Consider the following 18367-nt stretch of genomic DNA (forward strand, 5'->3'; position numbering starts at 1 on the left):
CGTCACAGAGACTTTGACGGGGCGAACGGCGGATCGCTTCTGCCCCGAAGGGGACTCTCGCTCCGCATGGACAAGGCGGCAACTTTTCGCCCCGGTGTGGTCAGGAGATGCATCCTGTCGGGTGGGAAAGCCGGACACTCGACGCAGGCGTCGGCACGATGCGGAGATCGTCCGTCAGGGAAACACGGATACAAACCAATAACTTGCGGGCGCCGTGTGCAGCGCCCGCTTCTGTTGTTTTCCGCCTCAGATGAACGGGCGACGCCGTCCGCGCTTCCGTCACCCCCACCCCGTATCGTTTTCTACCGTCTCACGAATAGGGGCTCGGGGGCTGTGGTCCGCAACTCGGTGGCGAGCAGCTCGGCGGGCAATAGGGTTCGCAGGAGGAGTCATCGGGCGTGCAGGGCGCACACAGCGGTTGGCACATGGGATCGCACGAGCTCGGCTCGCACACGGGGTCGCAAACGCTGTCTGGTCCGCAAGGGTCGCAAGGGTTGCAGGTCGGGTCGCATTTGTCAGGTTGGCAGCCGGCGAAGAGCACGCGGTGCGCCGGGTCCGTCAAGAGTTCAAATCTGTAATTCGGCATAATCCGACTCCTTTCGGTATGTGGCTTTGAGCGTTGCAATGAATGCGTCGGGTGGGGTCCATGTCCCGGTCTCCGGCACGTAGGTGCAGTACCAGGGCTTGGCGAATTTGCCGGCCCCACAGGCGTCGGGGCGGCAATCGAAGCAGAAGTACCGGTATTCGCAGGCGGAACAGCTTGCGACCTGGTCCTTGGTCAGGTGCTGGATACCGGGGTCGAGGATGTCGCCAAGAGCGCCTGACCTGAGGTTGCCATGGCTGAAACGTCGTTCCATGACGCAGGGAAAGACTTCAAGATGGCAATCAATATAGATGTTGCGGGCAAAGCAATTGTGCCCCGTTGCTTTCGCCCGGACATCGGACAGGGACTGAGCGCGGCGGAAATTATTCTGGGTGATGAGCTTTCGTCTCAGCATGGCGTCGTTATAGAGCGCCAGGTCCGCTCGCCCGGTCAGCCGCACCAGATCACGTTTGTTGATCGGGTAGGCATTGGTCTGGCCCGGGTCGATCTCGGCGATCTCCACGCCGCAGATCCGGTATTTCACGGCGTGGGAGCGCAGCAGTTCGATGCTTCGGGTGGTCCGTTTGAAGGATCCTCTGGTGCGGGTCATGCGGTCGTGTTGGGCTTCGTCGCTCGAATGGAGCGACAGCGCAACACTGACGTCCAGGGTCTTGAGGTCCTTGACGAGTGGTTCTTTCAACAAGGTCGCATTGGTGAACACTTCGACGGAGTCGAAGTGATCGCGATACTGGCGGATGTAGGCTGTCAGCCTTGACCCGAGCAGCAGGGGTTCGCCACCGATGAACTGGATCTTGCGAATTCCGTAGTCGCAAAGGCGGTGCATGGCGAGGTGGAAGTCCTCCTCCGCCATTTCGTCTCCGTTGGTTGGGCTGGAGTCCTCGTAACAATGCAGGCAGCGCATGTTGCAGCGCTGGGTAACTTCGATCCATGCGAAGTCCACGCGCCGATCATCCAGGGGCGAAATCTCAAGGATCTTGAGAGCACCAGTCGCTTCGACAGGCCGAACAAGGCCAGCCGTTTCGAACTGTTCGATCAGGTTGGTCTCCTCGGTCCCGAGCCCGTCGACACCTTGGGTCGCAAGGCGCTGGAGGAGGCCAAGCGTATCGTTATTGATGTGATAGACCGTGCCGCTGCCATCGTGGAAAAGGCAATGGCTCATCGCACCCGAAATGAGACGAACATGTTGGTCCAGTTGGTAATAGGTCATTGGACGTCATCCAATGGACAACCGTTTTAGCCCTAACCGAGAAGCTGTCTCGCAGGCCCTCTACTGCGAGACTGGCAATTATACGCCGGCGCACTCTGGGGTTGAACGCCCAGATACTACCGATGAACTTAGGGAGTAGGCGCGAACACAGCAGCATGCGGCAAGCGCGTTCCCCGCTGCGGTTGCTGCTGCGCGTGCGGCAAGGCCGAACGGAACTGACGTGAGGAAGAACGCGGTGGACAGGGATATTCGCATTGGGGCGGGAACAGATACTGACTTCCCCGACCCAATGTGTGCCGGTTTTCCGCGTCGTCATCTCGGAGCCGTCAGTCGGTGGATGGCCAACTTCGGTCCTCCAAGCGCTGTGGGCCACTGCCCCCTTCTGGCGCAAACCGATCACGCCCTCGTGGCCCAGCCGTCCATCCGACGAAACCCGAACTCACTGGTACCAGACCTGAGCAGCCAGGATGGCTATCGCCTGTAACCCGTCAAACCTCTGTGCAGACGGTAATCGGCTGCCCTAGTCTCTGGCGCCCCAGCCGTCGATCAGCCGGGCGCTGAGGCCGGCCTTCTCGGATGCTGGCAGGAAGGCGTGGCGGACGGCTTCGAGATTGTGGGCGAGGAACTCGCCGGCCCGCCAGCCGAAGCACTTGGCGAGGCGGCGATACTCCAGCGACAGGCTGAGCGGCGCCACCGTGCGGGCGTCGGTGTTGATCGACAGCGACAGGCCGCGCCGCGACAGCTGGTCGACTGGGTGGTCGCCATAGGCGCCGAACACGCCGACCTGGATGTTGGACGACGGGCAGATCTCAAGGTGCAGGTTGCGCGCCTTGATCTCGGCCAGAATGTCCTCGCTCTCGATCGCCCTGACGCCATGGCCGATGCGGGCGGGGCGCAAGAGGTCGATGACCTCGCGGAGGCTGTCCGGCCCGGCCGCCTCGCCGGCATGGGCGGTGACGGGCAGGCCGAGTTCGTGGGCGCGGTTGAACACCGAGCGATTGGCCGCCGCCGGATGGCCCGCTTCGTCGCCGGCGAGATCGACGCCGACCACGCCGCGGTCGCGCCAGCGGTGGGCGAGATCGATCACCGGCAGGTTCTGCTCGGGCGTATAGTCGCGCAGGGCGCAGAGGAGGAGGCCGGCGGTGATGCCGGTGGCTTCCATCCCCGCCGCGAGGCCGTCGGTGACCGCCGCCATCACCTCGTCGAGGCCGAGGCCGCCGCCTTGATGGGTGTGCGGCGCGAAGCGGATTTCGGCGTAGATCACGCCGTCGCTCGCCAGGGCGCGCAGCAGTTCCTCCATGGCGATGCGGAGGGCCGGCGCGGTCTGGAGCACGGCGCAGGACGGCTCAATGGCCATCAGGTAGGTGAGCAGCGTGCTGCAGCGTTCGGGCGCGGTGTAGATCCGCCGGAAGTCTGTTTCGCCGATCGGATCGCCCAGCCGGTGGAGGGCGCTTCTCATCAGCGAGCAATCGAGATGGATGTGCAGCTCGATCTTGGGCTGGCGGGTAAAGTCGGGCGTGCCGGTCACATCCACGAGCATGGTCAGTCTCCGTCGTCGGAGGACTGTCGCGGCATATGCCCGGACCGGCAATCGAGTTTTCGGATTTTCAGTTGAGGGACGCTCAACTCTCGCCGAAAGCGGCGGCCTCCGAAGCGGCGAATTCGGCCTGGAACCAGCGCAGCGCCGACATGTGCAGCGCCGAGGTCTGGTCGGTGCGCCAGAGCAGCGCCCAGTTGCCGTCGCGCTTGTAAAGGCCGAGCGGCGCCACCAGCTCCCCGGCGGCGATGGCGTCCCAGACGGCGGGGCCGGGCGCCAGTACGGCGCCAAGGCCGGCCTCGGCCGCCTTGATGGCGAACAGCAGCCGTTCAAAGCGCAGCATGGGCGACTCCGGCAGTGCCACGCCGCTTTCCACCGACCAGTTGCTCCACATGGCGGTCGGCCACACCGTGGTCAGCCGCTGGACGCCCAAGATGTCCTCGGGCGGCCCGCCCTCCGGCAGCAGCGCGGGGGTGGCCACGGGGCCGAAGGTCTCAGGGCCGACGATGTGCCTGACCATGCCGGGGATGGCCGTTTCGCCGCCGACCACTACGTGCATGTCGATGGAGCGGTCGGTGGCGACGGGGTCCTTGTTCCAGGCCACCACGTCGATCTCTGTTCCCTTGAGGCGGGCCAGCAGCTTGGGCAGGCGCGGCAGGAACCAGCGGACGAGAAACGTGGCGGGCGCCGCGATCACCAGACGGCCGCGCTGGCCGGAGCGCTCGGTCCGCTCGACCGATCGTACGATGCTCTCGAAGGCGGCGGCCAGCGACTGCGCCAGCCGCTCGGCCGGCTCGGTGAGGATCAGCTTGCGATGGCCGCGAATGAACAGCTCGGTCTTCAGCGACGCTTCCAGAGCCCGGATCTGCTTGGACACCGCCCCATCGGTGACCCCAAGCTCCATCGCCGCCAGCCGCACGCTGCCAAGCCGCGCAACCGCTTCGAACACGCGCAAGGCCGACAGGTGATCGAGAGGGTCGAGCATGGTTGGTGAGCGTGGTTCGGGGGCGAGAGGAGGATGACGGAAGAGGGCGCCATCCTTGTCGGGCAACTCTAGGCCATCGTGCCAAGGGATTGGAAGATCTCCAGGGCATGCGGTAGGATTCTTTCAAGGCGACGATTGTCTTGAAGACCAGTCGTCAAAGCACGCCGAAGCGCGATACCAGCCGTATTGCGCGGATATAGGGCGGTCCATGGCAGCGGGCGCGCCGGTGGCAATCAAGCTGCTCCCACCACCTCACCCGCCAGAATCCTGTCGACGATCGTCGCCAGCTTCTCATCGATAATGTGGAGATACTCCGTCCAGTCGGCGAACTTGGTCACTTCGGCCTTGCCGTCGGATATGCCGCGTAGGCTGAGCATTGGCACGCCGAATTTCTGCGATGCGCGCCAGACGGCGAAGGTTTCCATGTCGACCATGTCGGCGTCGACAAGGTCATAGGCAGCGCCGGAGACGACGTTGCCGCCGGTGGAAAGGCTGGCTTCCGGCACGCCGGGCAGGCGCAGCGGCAACGGCACGACGGCCGGTAGATCGAGGAGCGGCGTGGTGCCCTTGGCAAAGCCGAGCGGGGAGGCGTCGATGTCGCGATAGGCGATGGATACAGCCTGATAGACCTCGCAGTGATTGAGCCGGCGCGAACCGGCCGAGCCGAGGCTGACCACCAGTTTAGGCAGACTGCTTCGTTGGGCGCGGGCGCTGAGCTCGACCGTGAGATTGACGGCGGCCTCCACCGGGCCGACGCCGATCATCACCGGTTTGATGCGCGCCCGAAGCGCCGGGCCGTATTCCTGCTCCGCGGCCATGGCAAACAGTATCGATCCGCTCATGGGAGCCCCTTTCGAATCCCTACTGAAATCGAAGGATTGGTAGCCGAAATCGGCCGATACGGCGAGGCTTCGCCTCCATGGTCGCGCTTTATTGGCGCCCGCCGATGAGCTAAGATTTTCCGCACCGTTCGCCTGTTTGGGAGCCCTGCGCCCGAACGTTCCGGAGCCCAAGGAAGCCATGAAAGCCGCTGTTCTTGCCATGGCGGGTCTTGCCGCCCTTTCGGTCGGCGCCCGCGCTGACGACCGCATCTGGCTGGGGCTCGACTACGAAAGCGGCGCCTCGCTTGTTTATGGCGTGCCGGAAAGCGACGACGCGCCGATCGCTTTCGTCTGCGAGCTGCCGGCGCGCGAGCTGATCATGGACCTGTCGCTCGGCGAGGCGTTCCAGCCGCGCTCGGGCAAGGTCAACGTGAAGATCACCGCCCCGCCGACGACGGACAGCCTGGCACTGGGCGGCGAGGTGCAGGTGTCCGAGGAAATCGGCGATGTCATTCTTGAGGCGCGCGGCCGCCTCACGCCACAGCTGTCGAACATGCTCGCCAAGGGCAAGGAGCTGATCATCGCCATCGGTGAGGAGAAGCGGACTTTCCCGCTCACCGGCGCGTCGGAGGCGATGCGTCCGCTCAGCAGCGCCTGCGGTGAGCCGAAGTAGCCGCCGTTCAGTCGGATTGACGCTGCGAGAACGCCCGTGCGGCCATCAGCACCGGCATCAGGGCCAGGCCCAGGGGCGTCAGCGTATAGTCTACGCGCGGCGGCTGCTCGCCGAAATCATGCCGGGAGATCAGGCCGTCGTTCTCCAACTGCCGCAGATGCTGCGTCAGCATCTTCTGCGAGACGCCCTCGATATCGCGCAGCAGCTCGGAGCTACGTAGCGACGGTGCGGCGAACAGGCGGAACAGGATGGGCAGCTTCCAGCGCCCGCCGAGCATGCGCAGCACCCGGGCGACATGCGCTGCCGATCCGTCCGGCCCCAGGCAGGTCGCCCGGTCCTCCAGCTCTACAGGCACTTTAAAGTGCGTAATTGCCTCGCTCGTCATTGCCGTTTCCTATCGGTGCCGCATCTCGGCATGAGGAATAGATGATGGATTTGCAGCTTGAGGGAAAGGTTGCGCTGGTCACTGGCAGCAGCAAAGGCATCGGCGAAGGCATCGCCCGGGGGCTGGCGTTCGAGGGTGCCGTGGTGATCGTCCACGGCCGCGACCGGGCCAAGACCGAGGCCGTGGCCAGCGACATCGTCGCCAGCGGCGGGCGGGCGCAGGCGGTGGTTGGCGATCTCACCGTCGACGACGAGGTGGCGCGTTTGATCGAGGCGGCGCAAGCCGCCGGGCCGGTGGAAATCCTCGTCAACAATGCTGGCGGTGCCGGTCCGGCGGAGGATTGGTCCGCGACGCGGCCGGAAAGCTGGGCCGCCGGCTACGACCGCAACGTGCTCGCGGCCGTGCGGGTAACCACCGCCCTGCTGCCGGCCATGCGGCGGGCGAAATGGGGGCGGATCGTCAACATTTCCAGCCTGGCGGCGCTGATGGCACCGGCCGCCCGGCCCGACTACGGGGCGGCCAAGGCGGCGATGCTGGCGATGACCGCCTCGCTCGCCAAGGCGGTGGCAACAGACGGTATCACCGTCAACACCGTCTCGCCCGGCACCATCCATAGCGACAGCCTGGACCGGGCTTTCCGCAAAGCGGCGGTCGAGCGAGGCCTGGCGCCCGACGCGCCCTGGGCGGAAGTCGAGGCAGCGGTGCTGCCGCTGTTCGCCGCCGTGCCGCTCAGGCGGGTCGGTACGCTCGCCGAAATCGCCGACGCGGTGGCCTTCCTCGTCAGCCCGCGGGCGGGCTACATCACCGGTGTGAACCTGAGGCTTGATGGCGGCCTTTGGCCAGGGTTCTAGAAGCCTGGCGGCAAACCAAGCGAAGTGACCGGGCGGTCGGCCTCTGTGTTGAGCGTGGCTGTAGCCGGGGTATCGTGCTTTCTTGCAGAAAAGACCAATCCCTCGGCGGAAACGACATCCGCATTTAGAATGATATACTATTGATGCACTACTTCTTTCTGGAACATAGATCATACTCGCCCAGTTAATTCATTGTCCGATTAGAATGTATTCAGTCGCGGGCGGCTTCAGCCAAAGCGAGAAAAACATGACGACATTTACCCAGTATCAGTTGGAAGCCATTGCTGGTGCGCTGGGGGATACGCCCGGCGGCCTCACCGAAGGCGAGATTTCGGCGCTGCTCGAAACAGCCAGTATCCCCGATCCCGACGCCGGCCTGGAGACGAGACAGCGCCTGTTCAGCGCCTTTGCCGACGTTCAGACGACGCGTAACGATCGCACGCATATCTTGGCCTTCATCTCCACCGCCTTGAGGCCCGAGCGCTTCGCCCGGGAGCCGGAGCGCTTCGAGACGATGCGCGTCAATATCAACCGCGCCTTGGCTTTGGCCGGCCTGACGATCAGCGAGGAGGGCAAGCTGGAGGCGATGCGGGCGGCGACCAAGCTCAGCGAGGCCGCCAAGCGGGCGCGCGAGCTGCGCGCCGATCTCACCTATCGCGGTGCTCATCCCGAGGTGATGCGCTACTGCCAGCAAGAACTCTTGGTCGACAACTACGTCCTCGCTGTGCAGGAGGCGGTAAAAGGCATTGCTGACAAGATCCGCCGCCGCACCGGCCTCAACGACGACGGCGCTCGCCTCGTCGATCAGGCCTTCGCGGGCGATCCGCCTCTTCTTGCGATCAACTCGCTCGCCAACGAGGGGCATGTTGGCGAGCAGAAGGGATTTACCAGCCTGCTCAAGGGCGTGTTTGGCATGTTCAATGATCCGGCAGACAGCGAGCCAAGGCCGCACTGGCACATGACCCGGAACGACGCGGAGGATCTCCTCAGTCTCATTTCGCTGATCCACCGGCGGATCGACGCGGCCAGCATGCCGCAGTTGATGTGAGCATTCAGCAGCAGTCGGCGGCGCCTTCGTCATCCGGCGACGCGCCGCCCGAACAGTTGAAAGGACCAAAGTGGGTGGAGCGGTCGCCGAACACCCGGAAATGCCGGCCGAACCGACTGCCGCCGATCATGGCGGCGGTGTTGCCGCAGACCAACATGGGCTTGCCGGCGATGAAGCTGTGATGGTCGTCGAGCGCGAAGCGGTGCGGATGGTTCGGCAGCGTGCCGAGATAGGTCGCCACCTGGCCGTAGTCCTCGCAGATATCTTCAAGCCCATCGACCTTGAGGGCGCGCACCTTGATCGACCAGAAGGTCGTCGGCCCCACCAGAAGCTCGGCATAGGGGTGGCTGATGGCGATCTGACTGCGCCTGACAATGCGGTAGTCCGGCCAGCCGACCTGGCGCATGAGACGGCGGAAATCCTCAACATAGAGGGCACCACCCAGGCACTCGCCGATGAGCAGTGGGTCGGATGCGACTTCGTCCGGCAGGCGGCGGCTGGCAAACACATCGGAGAATAGGAGTTCGCCGCCCGGCTTGAGCACCCGATGGATCTCTGAAAACACCCGGTGCTTGTCAATGGCAAGGTTGATGGCGCAGTTGGAGATGACCACATCGACGCTTTCCTTGGCGATGCCGAGGGTGGCGAGGTCTTCGAAGGTTCCTTCCAGGAATGTGATGTTAGACTTGGCATGACCGAAGGCGCGAGCCTGGGCGGCCTGATGCTTGCGGCCGATGGCGAGTTGCTCCGGTGTCATGTCGACGCCGACGGCTCGCCCCGCTTCGCCCACCAGGGCGGAGACCATGTAGAGGTCCCGCCCGGCGCCGCAGCCAAGATCGAGAACGGTACAGCCGTCGACATCGTCGGGGATGGGCGAGCCGCAGCCATAGAAGCGGGCTGAAATCTCCGGGTCGATCTGGCGCAGGATGGCCTGGTGGACAGGGGACAAGGCTTCCGTCGAGCAGCAGGCCGCGGTCTTGAGATCGTGAGACCCTTGCAAATCCTTGCCATAATAGGCCCGAACGGCGGCCGTTGCCTTGTCCATCATGCCCTCCAGGCCCACTTCACAAAGAAGGTCTCATTCGGGAGCATGGCGCCGATCGGGGCGGAGGTCTGTCAGAAAGAGGACAGGAAAAGAAAAGGAAAGTCGGCTGGGTGACTCAGTCGGACCGGACGGTGGGAAGCCTTCCGGAGGGACCTGGCTGCTCGGTTTATCCTACCCGAGGCGCTTACGCCCCGGAGATGAAGCAGTCTGATGGATCGGTGCTAAAGCTTCAGTTTCATGCCTTCGTGGCTCGCTTCGAAGCCTAGCCGTGCATAGAAGGCGTGGGCGCGGGTGCGGCTCTTGTCAGTGGTGAGTTGAGCGAAGCCGCAGCCACGGGCACGGCACTCGGCGATGGCCCATTCGAGCATGGTGCGACCGATGCCGACGCCACGGCGAGCCCGGGCAACGCGGACGCTCTCGAAGAGGGCACGCCACTGGCCCATGCGCGATAGGCCGGGGATGAAGGTGATTTGCAGGCAGCCGACCACCGCTCTGCCATCGTCGGCCACGATGAGCAACTGGTTCTCATCGCTGGAAATCGCGTCGAAGGCTGCGACATAGCCTTGGTGGAGTGGAATTCGCGGGTCTTCGCGCGTGCTGCCGAGATCGTCATCGGCGAGAAGACCGACGATCGCCGGCAGGTCTTCGCGTGTTGCCACTCTGATTTCAATCATGATGCCCGTTTCCCTGGTTCGAACTTGCATAATGCATGGGGGCCTGCCGCGTCACGGCGGGAAACGGCGGAAAGGATGACGTCCCGGTTGGTTGGTGCGCCTCATGATCTTTCGGCGCACCAGACCGGCGTTCGGCTTGGTTGAGGCTCGGATTTAGCCGACACAAATTTATTCGCGACGTCGGGAACAACTATTCTCCTCCCGAGTTTAGCGCGATGGAGCCAGGTAAAAGAGGCGGGTAAATATTTCCTGATAATCCTCCGGCTTCGATTATTGCAATCAATGACGATGGTTACGGAAAAATGCGTATAATTTAAGTATGACTTAAAGAGCTATGCTCCAGAGGCATAGCAATCGGGAGTTATATTTCTTGATATTCTTCACGTTAGTGTTATCTTTTCCGGGCAGTGTTGCGTCGAACATGTTTGGGAGGATGTGTCATGAACGTCACCGAAGTGTCTTTCGTCGCAGCGGCCGCTGCAGCGGCGAACGGAAAGGCTTTGCCGGCCATTGGCCAGACGCCGGCGCGCTATGCCGGTCACGCCTTTGAGACAGGTGCTGATGCGCCTGATCGCCCAGGTGTTTTCGTCCTGACCACCCAGCTGTCCGGCCGTGCTCATCCGGTGTATGTCGGCGAGAGCGACTCTATAATCGTGGCCGTTTCGGCCATTATGGCCGCCAACCCCATCCTGAAGCGGCTCACCGCAGGCGTCTTTTGGAAGGTGTCGCCTTTTGCTCTCGACCGGAGGCATCTCGTCGAGGAATTGGTGGAAGAATATCAGCCGCATTTCAATGCGGTGGCCGAGGCCGAGAAGCATACGTCCGAGCATTTGTCCGACCGGGATGACTGGGTGCGCGATCCCCTCGAGTTGATTGCGCGCTTCTGATCGGTCGTCGGTCCGATTGATAGGGACCGCAACGTAAAGGGCCTCGAACCGCGGCGGTTCGAGGCCCCTTCTTTATGCAAGCGAGAACGTAAGTCAGCCTTCGTTTGGCTGCATGGCAAGACGCATGTCGAGATAGCGGCCGCAGTGGTCGATCAGCTCATCAATCTTCTGCTCGAAGAAGTGGTTGGCGCCTTCGATGATCTTGTGATCGATGACGATACCCTTCTGGGCCTTCAGCTTATCCACCAGGGTCTGCACATCCTTCTGCGGCACGACCTTGTCGATGTCGCCATGAATGATCAGACCCGAGGAGGGGCAGGGGGCCAGGAAGGAGAAATCATTGAGGTTGGCCGGCGGGGCGATCGAGATGAAGCCCTCGATTTCCGGGCGGCGCATCAGAAGCTGCATGCCGATCCAGGCACCGAAGTCGAAACCGGCCACCCAGCAAAAGCGGGCCTCCGGATGGATCGACTGCACCCAGTCGAGCGCCGAGGCGGCATCCGACAGTTCGCCCGAGCCATGATCGAACTGACCTTGGCTGCGGCCGACACCGCGGAAGTTGAAGCGCAACACGGCAAAGCCGCGCTCCTTGAACATGTAGAACAGCCGATAGGCTATCTGGTTGTTCATGGTGCCGCCGAATTCCGGATGCGGATGCAATATCATGGCGATCGGCGCGTTCCGCACGGTGGCCGGCTGGTAACGGCCTTCGATGCGCCCAGCAGGGCCGTTGAAGATCACTTCGGGCATGTTGTCCTCGATCTCGACTTTTCCTGGCGCCGTTGCCGTCATCGGCAGGGGCCGTCGTATTGACGCGGGAAAGGTCTGGTCCTAGATTTAGAATGACTCAAAACTGATGCAAGCACTGCATCGTTTCGGCTTGTGCGCTTGCACTGGACCGCCGGCCGGTCCGGCGTCAAGAAAAATCGCATCTCCGAGCATTGTTGAGCGGCCCGAGGCCGATCTGGCAGGCCAAAAGCAGATAGTATAGTGAACGCAACGATCGGCCGATCGTTCCGGACGGCTGTCGATAATGGGGTAGGCATGGCGGAGGCGCGGCTTTATTTCGACTGGAACGCTGGGGCGCCCATGAAGGCGACCGCCCGGGCGCGCCTTGTCGATCTCATCGACCGCGCCGGCAACAGTTCGTCGGTGCATGCCGAAGGGCGGGCGGCGCGCTCAGTCGTGGAGGGCGCCCGTCGCTCGGTGGCGCGGCTCTGTGGCGCCGAGGCGAAGGGCGTCACGTTCTGCTCGGGCGGAACGGAAGCCGCCAACACGGTGTTGACGCCGGATTGGACGTTGTTCGGCAAACCTTACCACCTCGATCGGCTTCTGGTGTCGGCGGTCGAACATCCGGCCGTGGCGCGTGGTGGCCGCTTTCCAGCCGACCGTGTCGAGGTTATCCCTGTCGATGGTAACGGCCTTGTCGATCTCGCCTTTATCGACCGGCGTCTCGCCGAACTCGCGGCGGAGGGCAAACGGGCGCTCGTGTCGGTGATGATGGCCAACAATGAGACCGGCGTCATCGAACCGGTCAGCGAAGTGGCGCGGATGGCCCGTGCGCATGGCGCCGTCTTCCACACCGATGCCGTGCAGGCGGCCGGCAAGCTTCCGATCGATATCGAGGCGCTCGGAGTCGATGTGCTGACGCTCTCCGCCCACAAGATCGGTGGCGGGCAGGGGACCGGTGCCGTGGTGCGCAGCCGCAACGGATTCGCCTTCTCGCCGCTGATCACCGGCGGTGGCCAAGAGTCCTGGGCGCGCGCCGGCACGGAAAACGTCGCGGCCATCGGTGCCTTTGGCGCGGCGGCCGACGCGGCCCTTGCTGATCTTGCCGGCATGGCTGAGGTTGCGACGCGACGCGATCGTCTCGAGGCGATGATCCGGGATATCGTGCCGGACGTGACCATCTTCGGCGAGGATGTGTCCCGGCTGCCGAATACGCTGTCTTTTGCCGTACCGGGCGTTTCCGCTGAAACGACGGTCATTGCCTTCGATTTGGCCGGCGTGGCGCTATCGTCGGGTTCGGCCTGTTCTTCGGGTAAGGTGACGGCGAGCCCGGTGCTGATGGCGATGGGCGTCGACCCCGCGCTCATCAAGGGCGGCCTCAGGGTATCGATCGGCCCGGAGACCACCGACGAGGAGATCACCCTCTTCGGTTTGCGGGCGCGCAACGTCTTCGCCGCTATGAAGAAACAACATGGGACCGCCGCAGCCTGAGTGACTACCGGCCGCGAAAAAAAGCGACTACATTGAGGACAGATTTCCCACGGTCCTTGAAACCGCGTGGAAGGAGCGAGAGATGGCAGCAGTTAAGGAGACGGTCGATCACGTCCTGTCGATCGACGTCGACAAATACAAGTATGGCTTCGTCAGCGACATCGAGTCGGATGTGGCGCCGAAGGGACTGGACGAGAGTACCGTCCGCTTCATTTCGGCCAAGAAGGACGAGCCGGAGTGGTTGACCGAATGGCGGCTCGAGGCGTTGCGCCGCTGGCGGACCATGGACGAGCCGACCTGGGCGCGTGTTGACTATCCGCCCATCGACTTCCAGGATTTGCATTATTACTCGGCGCCGAAAAAGACAGCCGGTCCGAAGAGCCTCGACGAGGTCGATCCGGCGCTGCTCGAGACCTACAAGAAGCTTGGCATTCCGCTGAAAGAGCAGGAAATCCTGGCTGGTGTCGAAAAGGGCGAACGGCTCGTCGCCGTTGATGCCGTGTTCGACAGCGTCTCGGTGGTCACCACCTTCAAGGCCGAGCTTGCCAAGCACGGCGTGATCTTCTGCCCAATTTCGGAAGCTGTGAAGACGCATCCGGAACTGGTGAAGAAGTATCTCGGTTCGGTCGTGCCGGTCAGCGACAACTTCTATGCAACGCTGAATTCGGCGGTGTTTTCAGACGGTTCCTTCGTCTACGTGCCGAAGGGCGTGCGCTGCCCAATGGAGCTGTCGACCTATTTCCGCATCAACGAGAAGAACACCGGCCAGTTCGAGCGGACGCTGATCATCGCCGACGAGGGCGCCTACGTCTCCTATCTCGAGGGCTGCACCGCGCCGAGCCGCGACGAGAACCAGCTGCATGCCGCCGTGGTCGAACTGATTGCCCTCGACGATGCCGAGATCAAGTACTCCACCGTCCAGAACTGGTATCCGGGCGACTCGGAGGGCAAGGGTGGCGTCTTCAACTTCGTCACCAAGCGCGGCGATTGCCGCGGCAAGAACTCCAAGATCTCCTGGACGCAGGTGGAGACCGGCTCGGCCATCACCTGGAAATATCCGTCCTGCATCCTGCGCGGCGATAATTCGCGCGGCGAGTTCTACTCGATAGCCATCTCCAACGGCCGCCAGCAGGTCGATAGCGGCACCAAGATGATCCACATCGGCAAGAACACCTCGTCGAAGATCATCTCCAAGGGCATTTCGGCCGGCCGGTCCAGCAACACCTATCGCGGCTTGGTGTCCGTCGGCCGCAAGGCCTCCGGCGCCCGCAACTTCACCAACTGCGACAGTCTGCTCATCGGCAACAAGTGCGGTGCACACACCGTGCCCTATATCGAGAGCAAGAATGCCTCGGCCATCGTCGAGCACGAAGCCACCACGTCGAAGATCTCCGACGATCAGCTCTTCTACTGCCTGCAGCGCGGCCTGCCTCAGGAAGAAGCCATCGCCCTGATCGTCAACGGCTTCGTCAAGGACGTGCTGCAACAGCTGCCGATGGAATTCATGGTGGAGACGCAAAAGCTGATCGGCATCAGCCTCGAAGGTAGCGTCGGCTAAGTTTGCTGGGCGCGCCCACGCGCTCTTCTCTCAAATTAACGACAACGAGCCTCCGCCATGGGCGTCGAGGCCAAACGGACGACAGGACAAGACCATGCTTGAGATCAAGAACCTCCACGCCCGGATTGGCGACCGCGAGATCCTGAAGGGCCTCAGCCTCACCGTGAAGCCCGGCGAAGTGCACGCCATCATGGGGCCGAACGGCGCCGGCAAGTCGACGCTGTCCTATATCCTGGCCGGCAAGGACGACTACGAGATCACCGAGGGCGAGGTGCTCTTGAACGGTCAGTCGATCCTCGAGCTGTCGCCCAACGAGCGCTCGGTGGCCGGCCTGTTCCTGGCCTTCCAGTATCCGATCGAGATCCCCGGTGTCGCCACCATGACCTTCCTCAAGGCGGCGCTAAACTCTCATCGCAAGGCCAAGGGCCAGGACGAGCTGACGACGCCAGAGTTCATGAAGCTGGTGAAGGGCGTCGCCGAGAAGCTCAACATCACCTCGGACATGTTGAAGCGGCCGGTCAACGTCGGCTTCTCCGGCGGCGAGAAGAAGCGCGCCGAGATCATGCAGATGGCGCTGTTGCAGCCGTCGATCTGCATTCTCGACGAAACCGATTCCGGCCTCGACATCGACGCTCTGAAGGTGGTGTCCGAGGGCGTCAATGCGCTGCGTTCGCCCGATCGCGCCTTCGTGGTGATCACCCACTACCAGCGTCTTCTCGACCACATCGTGCCGGATATCGTTCACGTGCTGTCCGATGGCCGCATCGTCCGCACCGGCGGGCCGGAGCTGGCGCTCGATCTCGAGAAGAACGGTTACGCCGCCTATGTGGCGGACGCGGCCGCTTGAGGGGAATGACCATGGTTGCCACCCCCGTCCGTACGCCAGCCGAACAGGCGCTTGCCGCCCGCTACCCGGCTGAGAGGACGTCGCTGCCCGGAACGGCCGACGTCATCGCCATCCGAGATGCCGCCTTCGGCGGCGTCGACAAGAGCGGCTTGCCGCATCGCCGTGTCGAAGATTGGAAATACACCGATCTGCGCGCCCGGCTGAAGACGTTCCCGCCCGCCGCCGGCGCTGCCGACGTGGCACGCCTGCTGATCGCCGCTCCGGCGGTGGAAGGCGATAAGGCGCGTCGTCTGGTGATCGCCAATGGTCGTTACCGCCCCGAGTTGTCCGACCTCGATGGGCTGGAACATGGCCTCTCCATCTTCTCGCTCGCCACGGCGCTGGAAGCGGGCGATGCCACCGTACTCGCCGCATTGAAGCTTGAGGATGGCGTCGCCACCAACACGGCCGTGGCACTCAATACCGCGTTCATGACCGATGGCCTGGTCATTACCGTCGCCGATGGTGCGGAGATAGGGCGTCCCGTGGAGTTGGTTCATATCGCGGAGGGCGAGCCTGCCGCTTCGACGGCGGTGCGTCATCTCGTCACTGTCGGCAAGGGCTCCAGGTTGACGTTGATCGAGACGATCGAGTCGCTCGACACCGTGGCTCATCATTCCAACGTCATGACCGCGCTCGAGGTGGGGGACGGTGCCAAGGTCGACCACATCCGTCTGCAGCTCGAGCCGGACGAGGCGGTGAGCCTGACCTCGCTGGTGGCGAAGATTGGCCGCGAGGCGAGCTTCGATACGTTCAACGCCGCGCTGGGCGCCGGCCTTGCCCGGGCGCAGATTTTCGCTGAGTTCGTTGGCCGCGACTCGCGCGCCGGCTTCCGTGGCATCACCATGCTCAGCGGGCGGCGCCATGCCGACACGACGCTGTTCCTGGTGCACGGCGCCGAGAATTGCCAGAGCCGCGAGCTCTACAAGGCGGTGATCGACGACGAGGCCCGCTCGGCCTTCGCCGGTCGGATTGCCGTGCCGGCCCATGCCCAGAAGACCGACGCGCGCATGATGACGGCGTCGCTGCTGCTGTCCGAGGAGGCCGAAGCCGACGCCAAGCCGGAGCTTGAGATCTTTGCCGACGATGTTCAGTGCGGCCATGGCGCCACCTGCGGCGCCATCGACGATGATCTTCTGTTCTACCTCCTGTCGCGCGGCATTCCGAAAGCCGAGGCCGAGAGCATGCTGATCCTCGCCTTCCTCGGCGAGGCGATCGACGAGATTCAGAACCAGGCGGTCCACGATGCCCTGATCCACCGGGTCGAGGGCTGGTTGAAAGCTAGGGCGGCGTGAGCCGGCATGGCCGCCCGGCGTGCTGGGTGGCTCAGATAAGAGACGATGATGATGTCCGTTCCGTCCTATGACGTCGAGACCGTCCGCAAGGATTTCCCGATCCTTGGCGAGATGGTCTACGGCAAGCCGCTGGTCTATCTCGATAACGGCGCCTCGGCGCAGAAGCCTTTGGCTGTGCTCGACCGCATGCGCTACGTCTATACGCACGAATATGCCAACGTTCACCGCGGCCTGCATTATCTGTCGAACGCGGCCACCGAAGCCTATGAAGATGCTCGTGAAGCGGTGCGCGCCTTCCTGAACGCGCCATCGACCGAACAGGTAATCTTCACCCGGTCCTCGACCGAGGCGATCAACCTGGTGGCGGCGAGCTATGGCGGCATGGTGCTCAATGAGGGGGACGAGGTCATCCTCTCCATCCTGGAGCACCATTCCAACATCGTGCCGTGGAATTTCCATCGCGAGAAAAAGGGTGTCGTCATCAAGTGGGCGCCGGTCCACGATGATGGCGGCTTCGACCTCGAAGCGTTTGAAAAGCTGTTCACGCCGCGTACCAAGATCGTTGCCATCACCCAGATGTCCAACGTGACCGGCACGATCGTGCCGATCCGTGAAGTGACGCGCATCGCCCATGCCCACGGCGCCGTCGTGCTGGTCGATGGCAGCCAGGGTGCTGTGCATTTGCCGGTCGATGTCCAAGACCTTGATGCCGACTTCTATGTGCTGACCGGCCACAAGGTCTACGGTCCCACCGGCATTGGCGTGCTCTACGGCAAGCAGCACCTCCTCGAGGCTATGCCGCCCTGGCAGGGCGGTGGCGAGATGATCGAGACGGTGACCACCGAGGGCGTGACCTATAACGAACCGCCTCACCGCTTTGAGGCAGGTACGCCGCCGATCGTGCAGGCGATCGGCCTGGGCGCTGCGCTTCGCTACATGGAAAGCCTCGGCCGAGAGGCCATTCTCGCCCATGAGACCGATCTGCGCGATTATGCCATGCAGCGGCTCGGCGAGATGAACTCCGTCCGCATTTACGGCACTACCAAGGAGAAGGGCGCCATCGTCGCCTTCTCGATGAACGGCGCACACGCGCATGACGTCGCCACGGTCATCGACCGTTCAGGCGTTGCCGTTCGCGCCGGCACCCATTGCGCCATGCCGTTGCTCAACCGTTTCGGCGTGACATCGACCTGCCGTGCTTCTTTCGCCCTTTACAACACGCGCGCCGAAGTCGACGCGCTCGTCACGGCCCTCAGGAAGGCCGAGGCCATGTTCGGATGACAGAAATGACCGACCAAGCCGATCCGTCCCCCAATCAGCCTGAGACAGTCGCCGGCTCTGCCATCCCGCCGGCTGACCTGGAGCGCCTCACCGATGACATCATCGCGGCGCTGAAGACCGTCTATGACCCGGAGATCCCGGCCGACATCTACGAGCTCGGCCTGGTCTATCGAATCGATATCGATGATGATCGTCTCGTGACCATCGACATGACGCTGACCGCGCCGGGCTGCCCGGTGGCAGGCGAAATGCCTGGTTGGGTGGAGAACGCCGTCGGCGTGGTGCCCGGCGTTTACGGCGTCAAGGTAAACATGGTGTTCGACCCGCCTTGGACGCCCGATCGAATGAGCGAGGAGGCTCAGGTCGCTACCGACTGGTATTGATCCTCGTTCTGCCATTTCTCACTGACG

General features: G+C 63.2%; 18 protein-coding genes. 10 read left to right on the top strand and 8 right to left on the bottom strand.

Going from position 1 to position 18367, the window contains the following annotated elements; translation table 11 throughout:
- Positions 1 to 566: 566 nt before the first annotated feature.
- From G522_RS0121090 to G522_RS0121105, 4 genes are all read right to left on the bottom strand, one after another.
- Positions 567 to 1811 carry a radical SAM protein gene (locus tag G522_RS0121090; RefSeq protein WP_026792729.1) on the bottom strand — a complete coding sequence of 415 codons (1245 nt, stop codon included), beginning with the start codon at positions 1809 to 1811 and terminating at the stop codon, positions 567 to 569.
- Positions 1812 to 2331: 520 nt separating this feature from the next.
- Entirely contained in the window at positions 2332 to 3351 is a 1020-nt protein-coding gene (gene add, locus G522_RS0121095; RefSeq protein WP_051228998.1) for an adenosine deaminase, read from the bottom strand.
- Between the two features lie 82 nt (positions 3352 to 3433).
- Complete coding sequence (locus G522_RS28055) at positions 3434 to 4333, bottom strand: LysR family transcriptional regulator (protein ID WP_051229000.1); 900 nt, start codon at positions 4331 to 4333, stop codon at positions 3434 to 3436.
- 233 nt (positions 4334 to 4566) lie between these two features.
- A complete protein-coding gene (locus tag G522_RS0121105; protein ID WP_026792731.1) occupies positions 4567 to 5175 on the bottom strand; it encodes a 5'-methylthioadenosine/S-adenosylhomocysteine nucleosidase in 609 nt (202 codons plus the stop codon).
- A 178-nt stretch (positions 5176 to 5353) separates the two neighbouring features.
- On the opposite strand from G522_RS0121105, the gene G522_RS0121110 reads away from it, so the two are divergent.
- On the top strand, positions 5354 to 5827 hold the full coding sequence (locus G522_RS0121110; protein WP_026792732.1) for a hypothetical protein: 474 nt from the start codon (positions 5354 to 5356) through the stop codon (positions 5825 to 5827).
- A gap of 7 nt (positions 5828 to 5834) precedes the next feature.
- Here the strand turns inward: G522_RS0121110 and G522_RS0121115 are convergent, their stop codons facing one another.
- Positions 5835 to 6212 (bottom strand): winged helix-turn-helix transcriptional regulator, encoded by a 378-nt coding sequence (locus G522_RS0121115; RefSeq protein ID WP_026792733.1) that lies wholly within the window; start codon positions 6210 to 6212, stop codon positions 5835 to 5837.
- A gap of 44 nt (positions 6213 to 6256) precedes the next feature.
- Here G522_RS0121115 and G522_RS0121120 point away from each other — a divergent pair, with 44 nt between their 5' ends.
- Together G522_RS0121120 and G522_RS0121125 are read left to right on the top strand one after the other, a co-directional pair.
- The gene (locus G522_RS0121120; RefSeq protein WP_026792734.1) at positions 6257 to 7063 is read left to right on the top strand and encodes an SDR family NAD(P)-dependent oxidoreductase; all 807 of its coding nucleotides are present in this window, start codon (positions 6257 to 6259) and stop codon (positions 7061 to 7063) included.
- 247 nt (positions 7064 to 7310) lie between these two features.
- A complete protein-coding gene (locus tag G522_RS0121125; protein ID WP_026792735.1) occupies positions 7311 to 8111 on the top strand; it encodes a TIGR02391 family protein in 801 nt (266 codons plus the stop codon).
- A gap of 4 nt (positions 8112 to 8115) precedes the next feature.
- Here the strand turns inward: G522_RS0121125 and G522_RS0121130 are convergent, their stop codons facing one another.
- Together G522_RS0121130 and G522_RS0121135 are read right to left on the bottom strand one after the other, a co-directional pair.
- On the bottom strand, positions 8116 to 9159 hold the full coding sequence (locus G522_RS0121130) for a methyltransferase domain-containing protein (RefSeq protein WP_026792736.1): 1044 nt from the start codon (positions 9157 to 9159) through the stop codon (positions 8116 to 8118).
- Between the two features lie 218 nt (positions 9160 to 9377).
- Entirely contained in the window at positions 9378 to 9830 is a 453-nt protein-coding gene (locus G522_RS0121135) for a GNAT family N-acetyltransferase (RefSeq protein ID WP_026792737.1), read from the bottom strand.
- A gap of 440 nt (positions 9831 to 10270) precedes the next feature.
- On the opposite strand from G522_RS0121135, the gene G522_RS0121140 reads away from it, so the two are divergent.
- Positions 10271 to 10717, top strand: coding sequence for a hypothetical protein (locus G522_RS0121140; RefSeq protein WP_026792738.1), 447 nt, complete (start codon positions 10271 to 10273; stop codon positions 10715 to 10717).
- A gap of 93 nt (positions 10718 to 10810) precedes the next feature.
- Here the strand turns inward: G522_RS0121140 and G522_RS0121145 are convergent, their stop codons facing one another.
- Positions 10811 to 11467: an alpha/beta hydrolase gene (locus tag G522_RS0121145; protein ID WP_026792739.1), complete on the bottom strand. Its 657-nt coding sequence runs from the start codon at positions 11465 to 11467 to the stop codon at positions 10811 to 10813.
- A 294-nt stretch (positions 11468 to 11761) separates the two neighbouring features.
- On the opposite strand from G522_RS0121145, the gene G522_RS0121150 reads away from it, so the two are divergent.
- The 6 genes from G522_RS0121150 (at position 11762) to G522_RS0121175 (ending at position 18340) form a co-directional block, all read left to right on the top strand.
- Positions 11762 to 12937, top strand: a complete 1176-nt coding sequence (locus G522_RS0121150) for a cysteine desulfurase family protein (RefSeq protein WP_026792740.1) — start codon at positions 11762 to 11764, stop codon at positions 12935 to 12937.
- A gap of 82 nt (positions 12938 to 13019) precedes the next feature.
- Positions 13020 to 14495, top strand: coding sequence for a Fe-S cluster assembly protein SufB (sufB, locus tag G522_RS0121155; protein WP_026792741.1), 1476 nt, complete (start codon positions 13020 to 13022; stop codon positions 14493 to 14495).
- Positions 14496 to 14589: 94 nt separating this feature from the next.
- A complete protein-coding gene (sufC, locus tag G522_RS0121160; protein ID WP_026792742.1) occupies positions 14590 to 15342 on the top strand; it encodes a Fe-S cluster assembly ATPase SufC in 753 nt (250 codons plus the stop codon).
- An 11-nt stretch (positions 15343 to 15353) separates the two neighbouring features.
- Positions 15354 to 16676, top strand: a complete 1323-nt coding sequence (sufD, locus tag G522_RS0121165) for a Fe-S cluster assembly protein SufD (protein WP_026792743.1) — start codon at positions 15354 to 15356, stop codon at positions 16674 to 16676.
- A gap of 45 nt (positions 16677 to 16721) precedes the next feature.
- Complete coding sequence (locus G522_RS0121170) at positions 16722 to 17957, top strand: cysteine desulfurase (protein ID WP_026792744.1); 1236 nt, start codon at positions 16722 to 16724, stop codon at positions 17955 to 17957.
- A gap of 5 nt (positions 17958 to 17962) precedes the next feature.
- A complete protein-coding gene (locus tag G522_RS0121175) occupies positions 17963 to 18340 on the top strand; it encodes an SUF system Fe-S cluster assembly protein (RefSeq protein ID WP_051229004.1) in 378 nt (125 codons plus the stop codon).
- Positions 18341 to 18367: the final 27 nt, after the last annotated feature.

It is taken from the genome of Pleomorphomonas oryzae DSM 16300 (genome assembly GCF_000422965.1).
GTDB classification, from domain to species: Bacteria; Pseudomonadota; Alphaproteobacteria; order Rhizobiales; family Pleomorphomonadaceae; genus Pleomorphomonas; species Pleomorphomonas oryzae.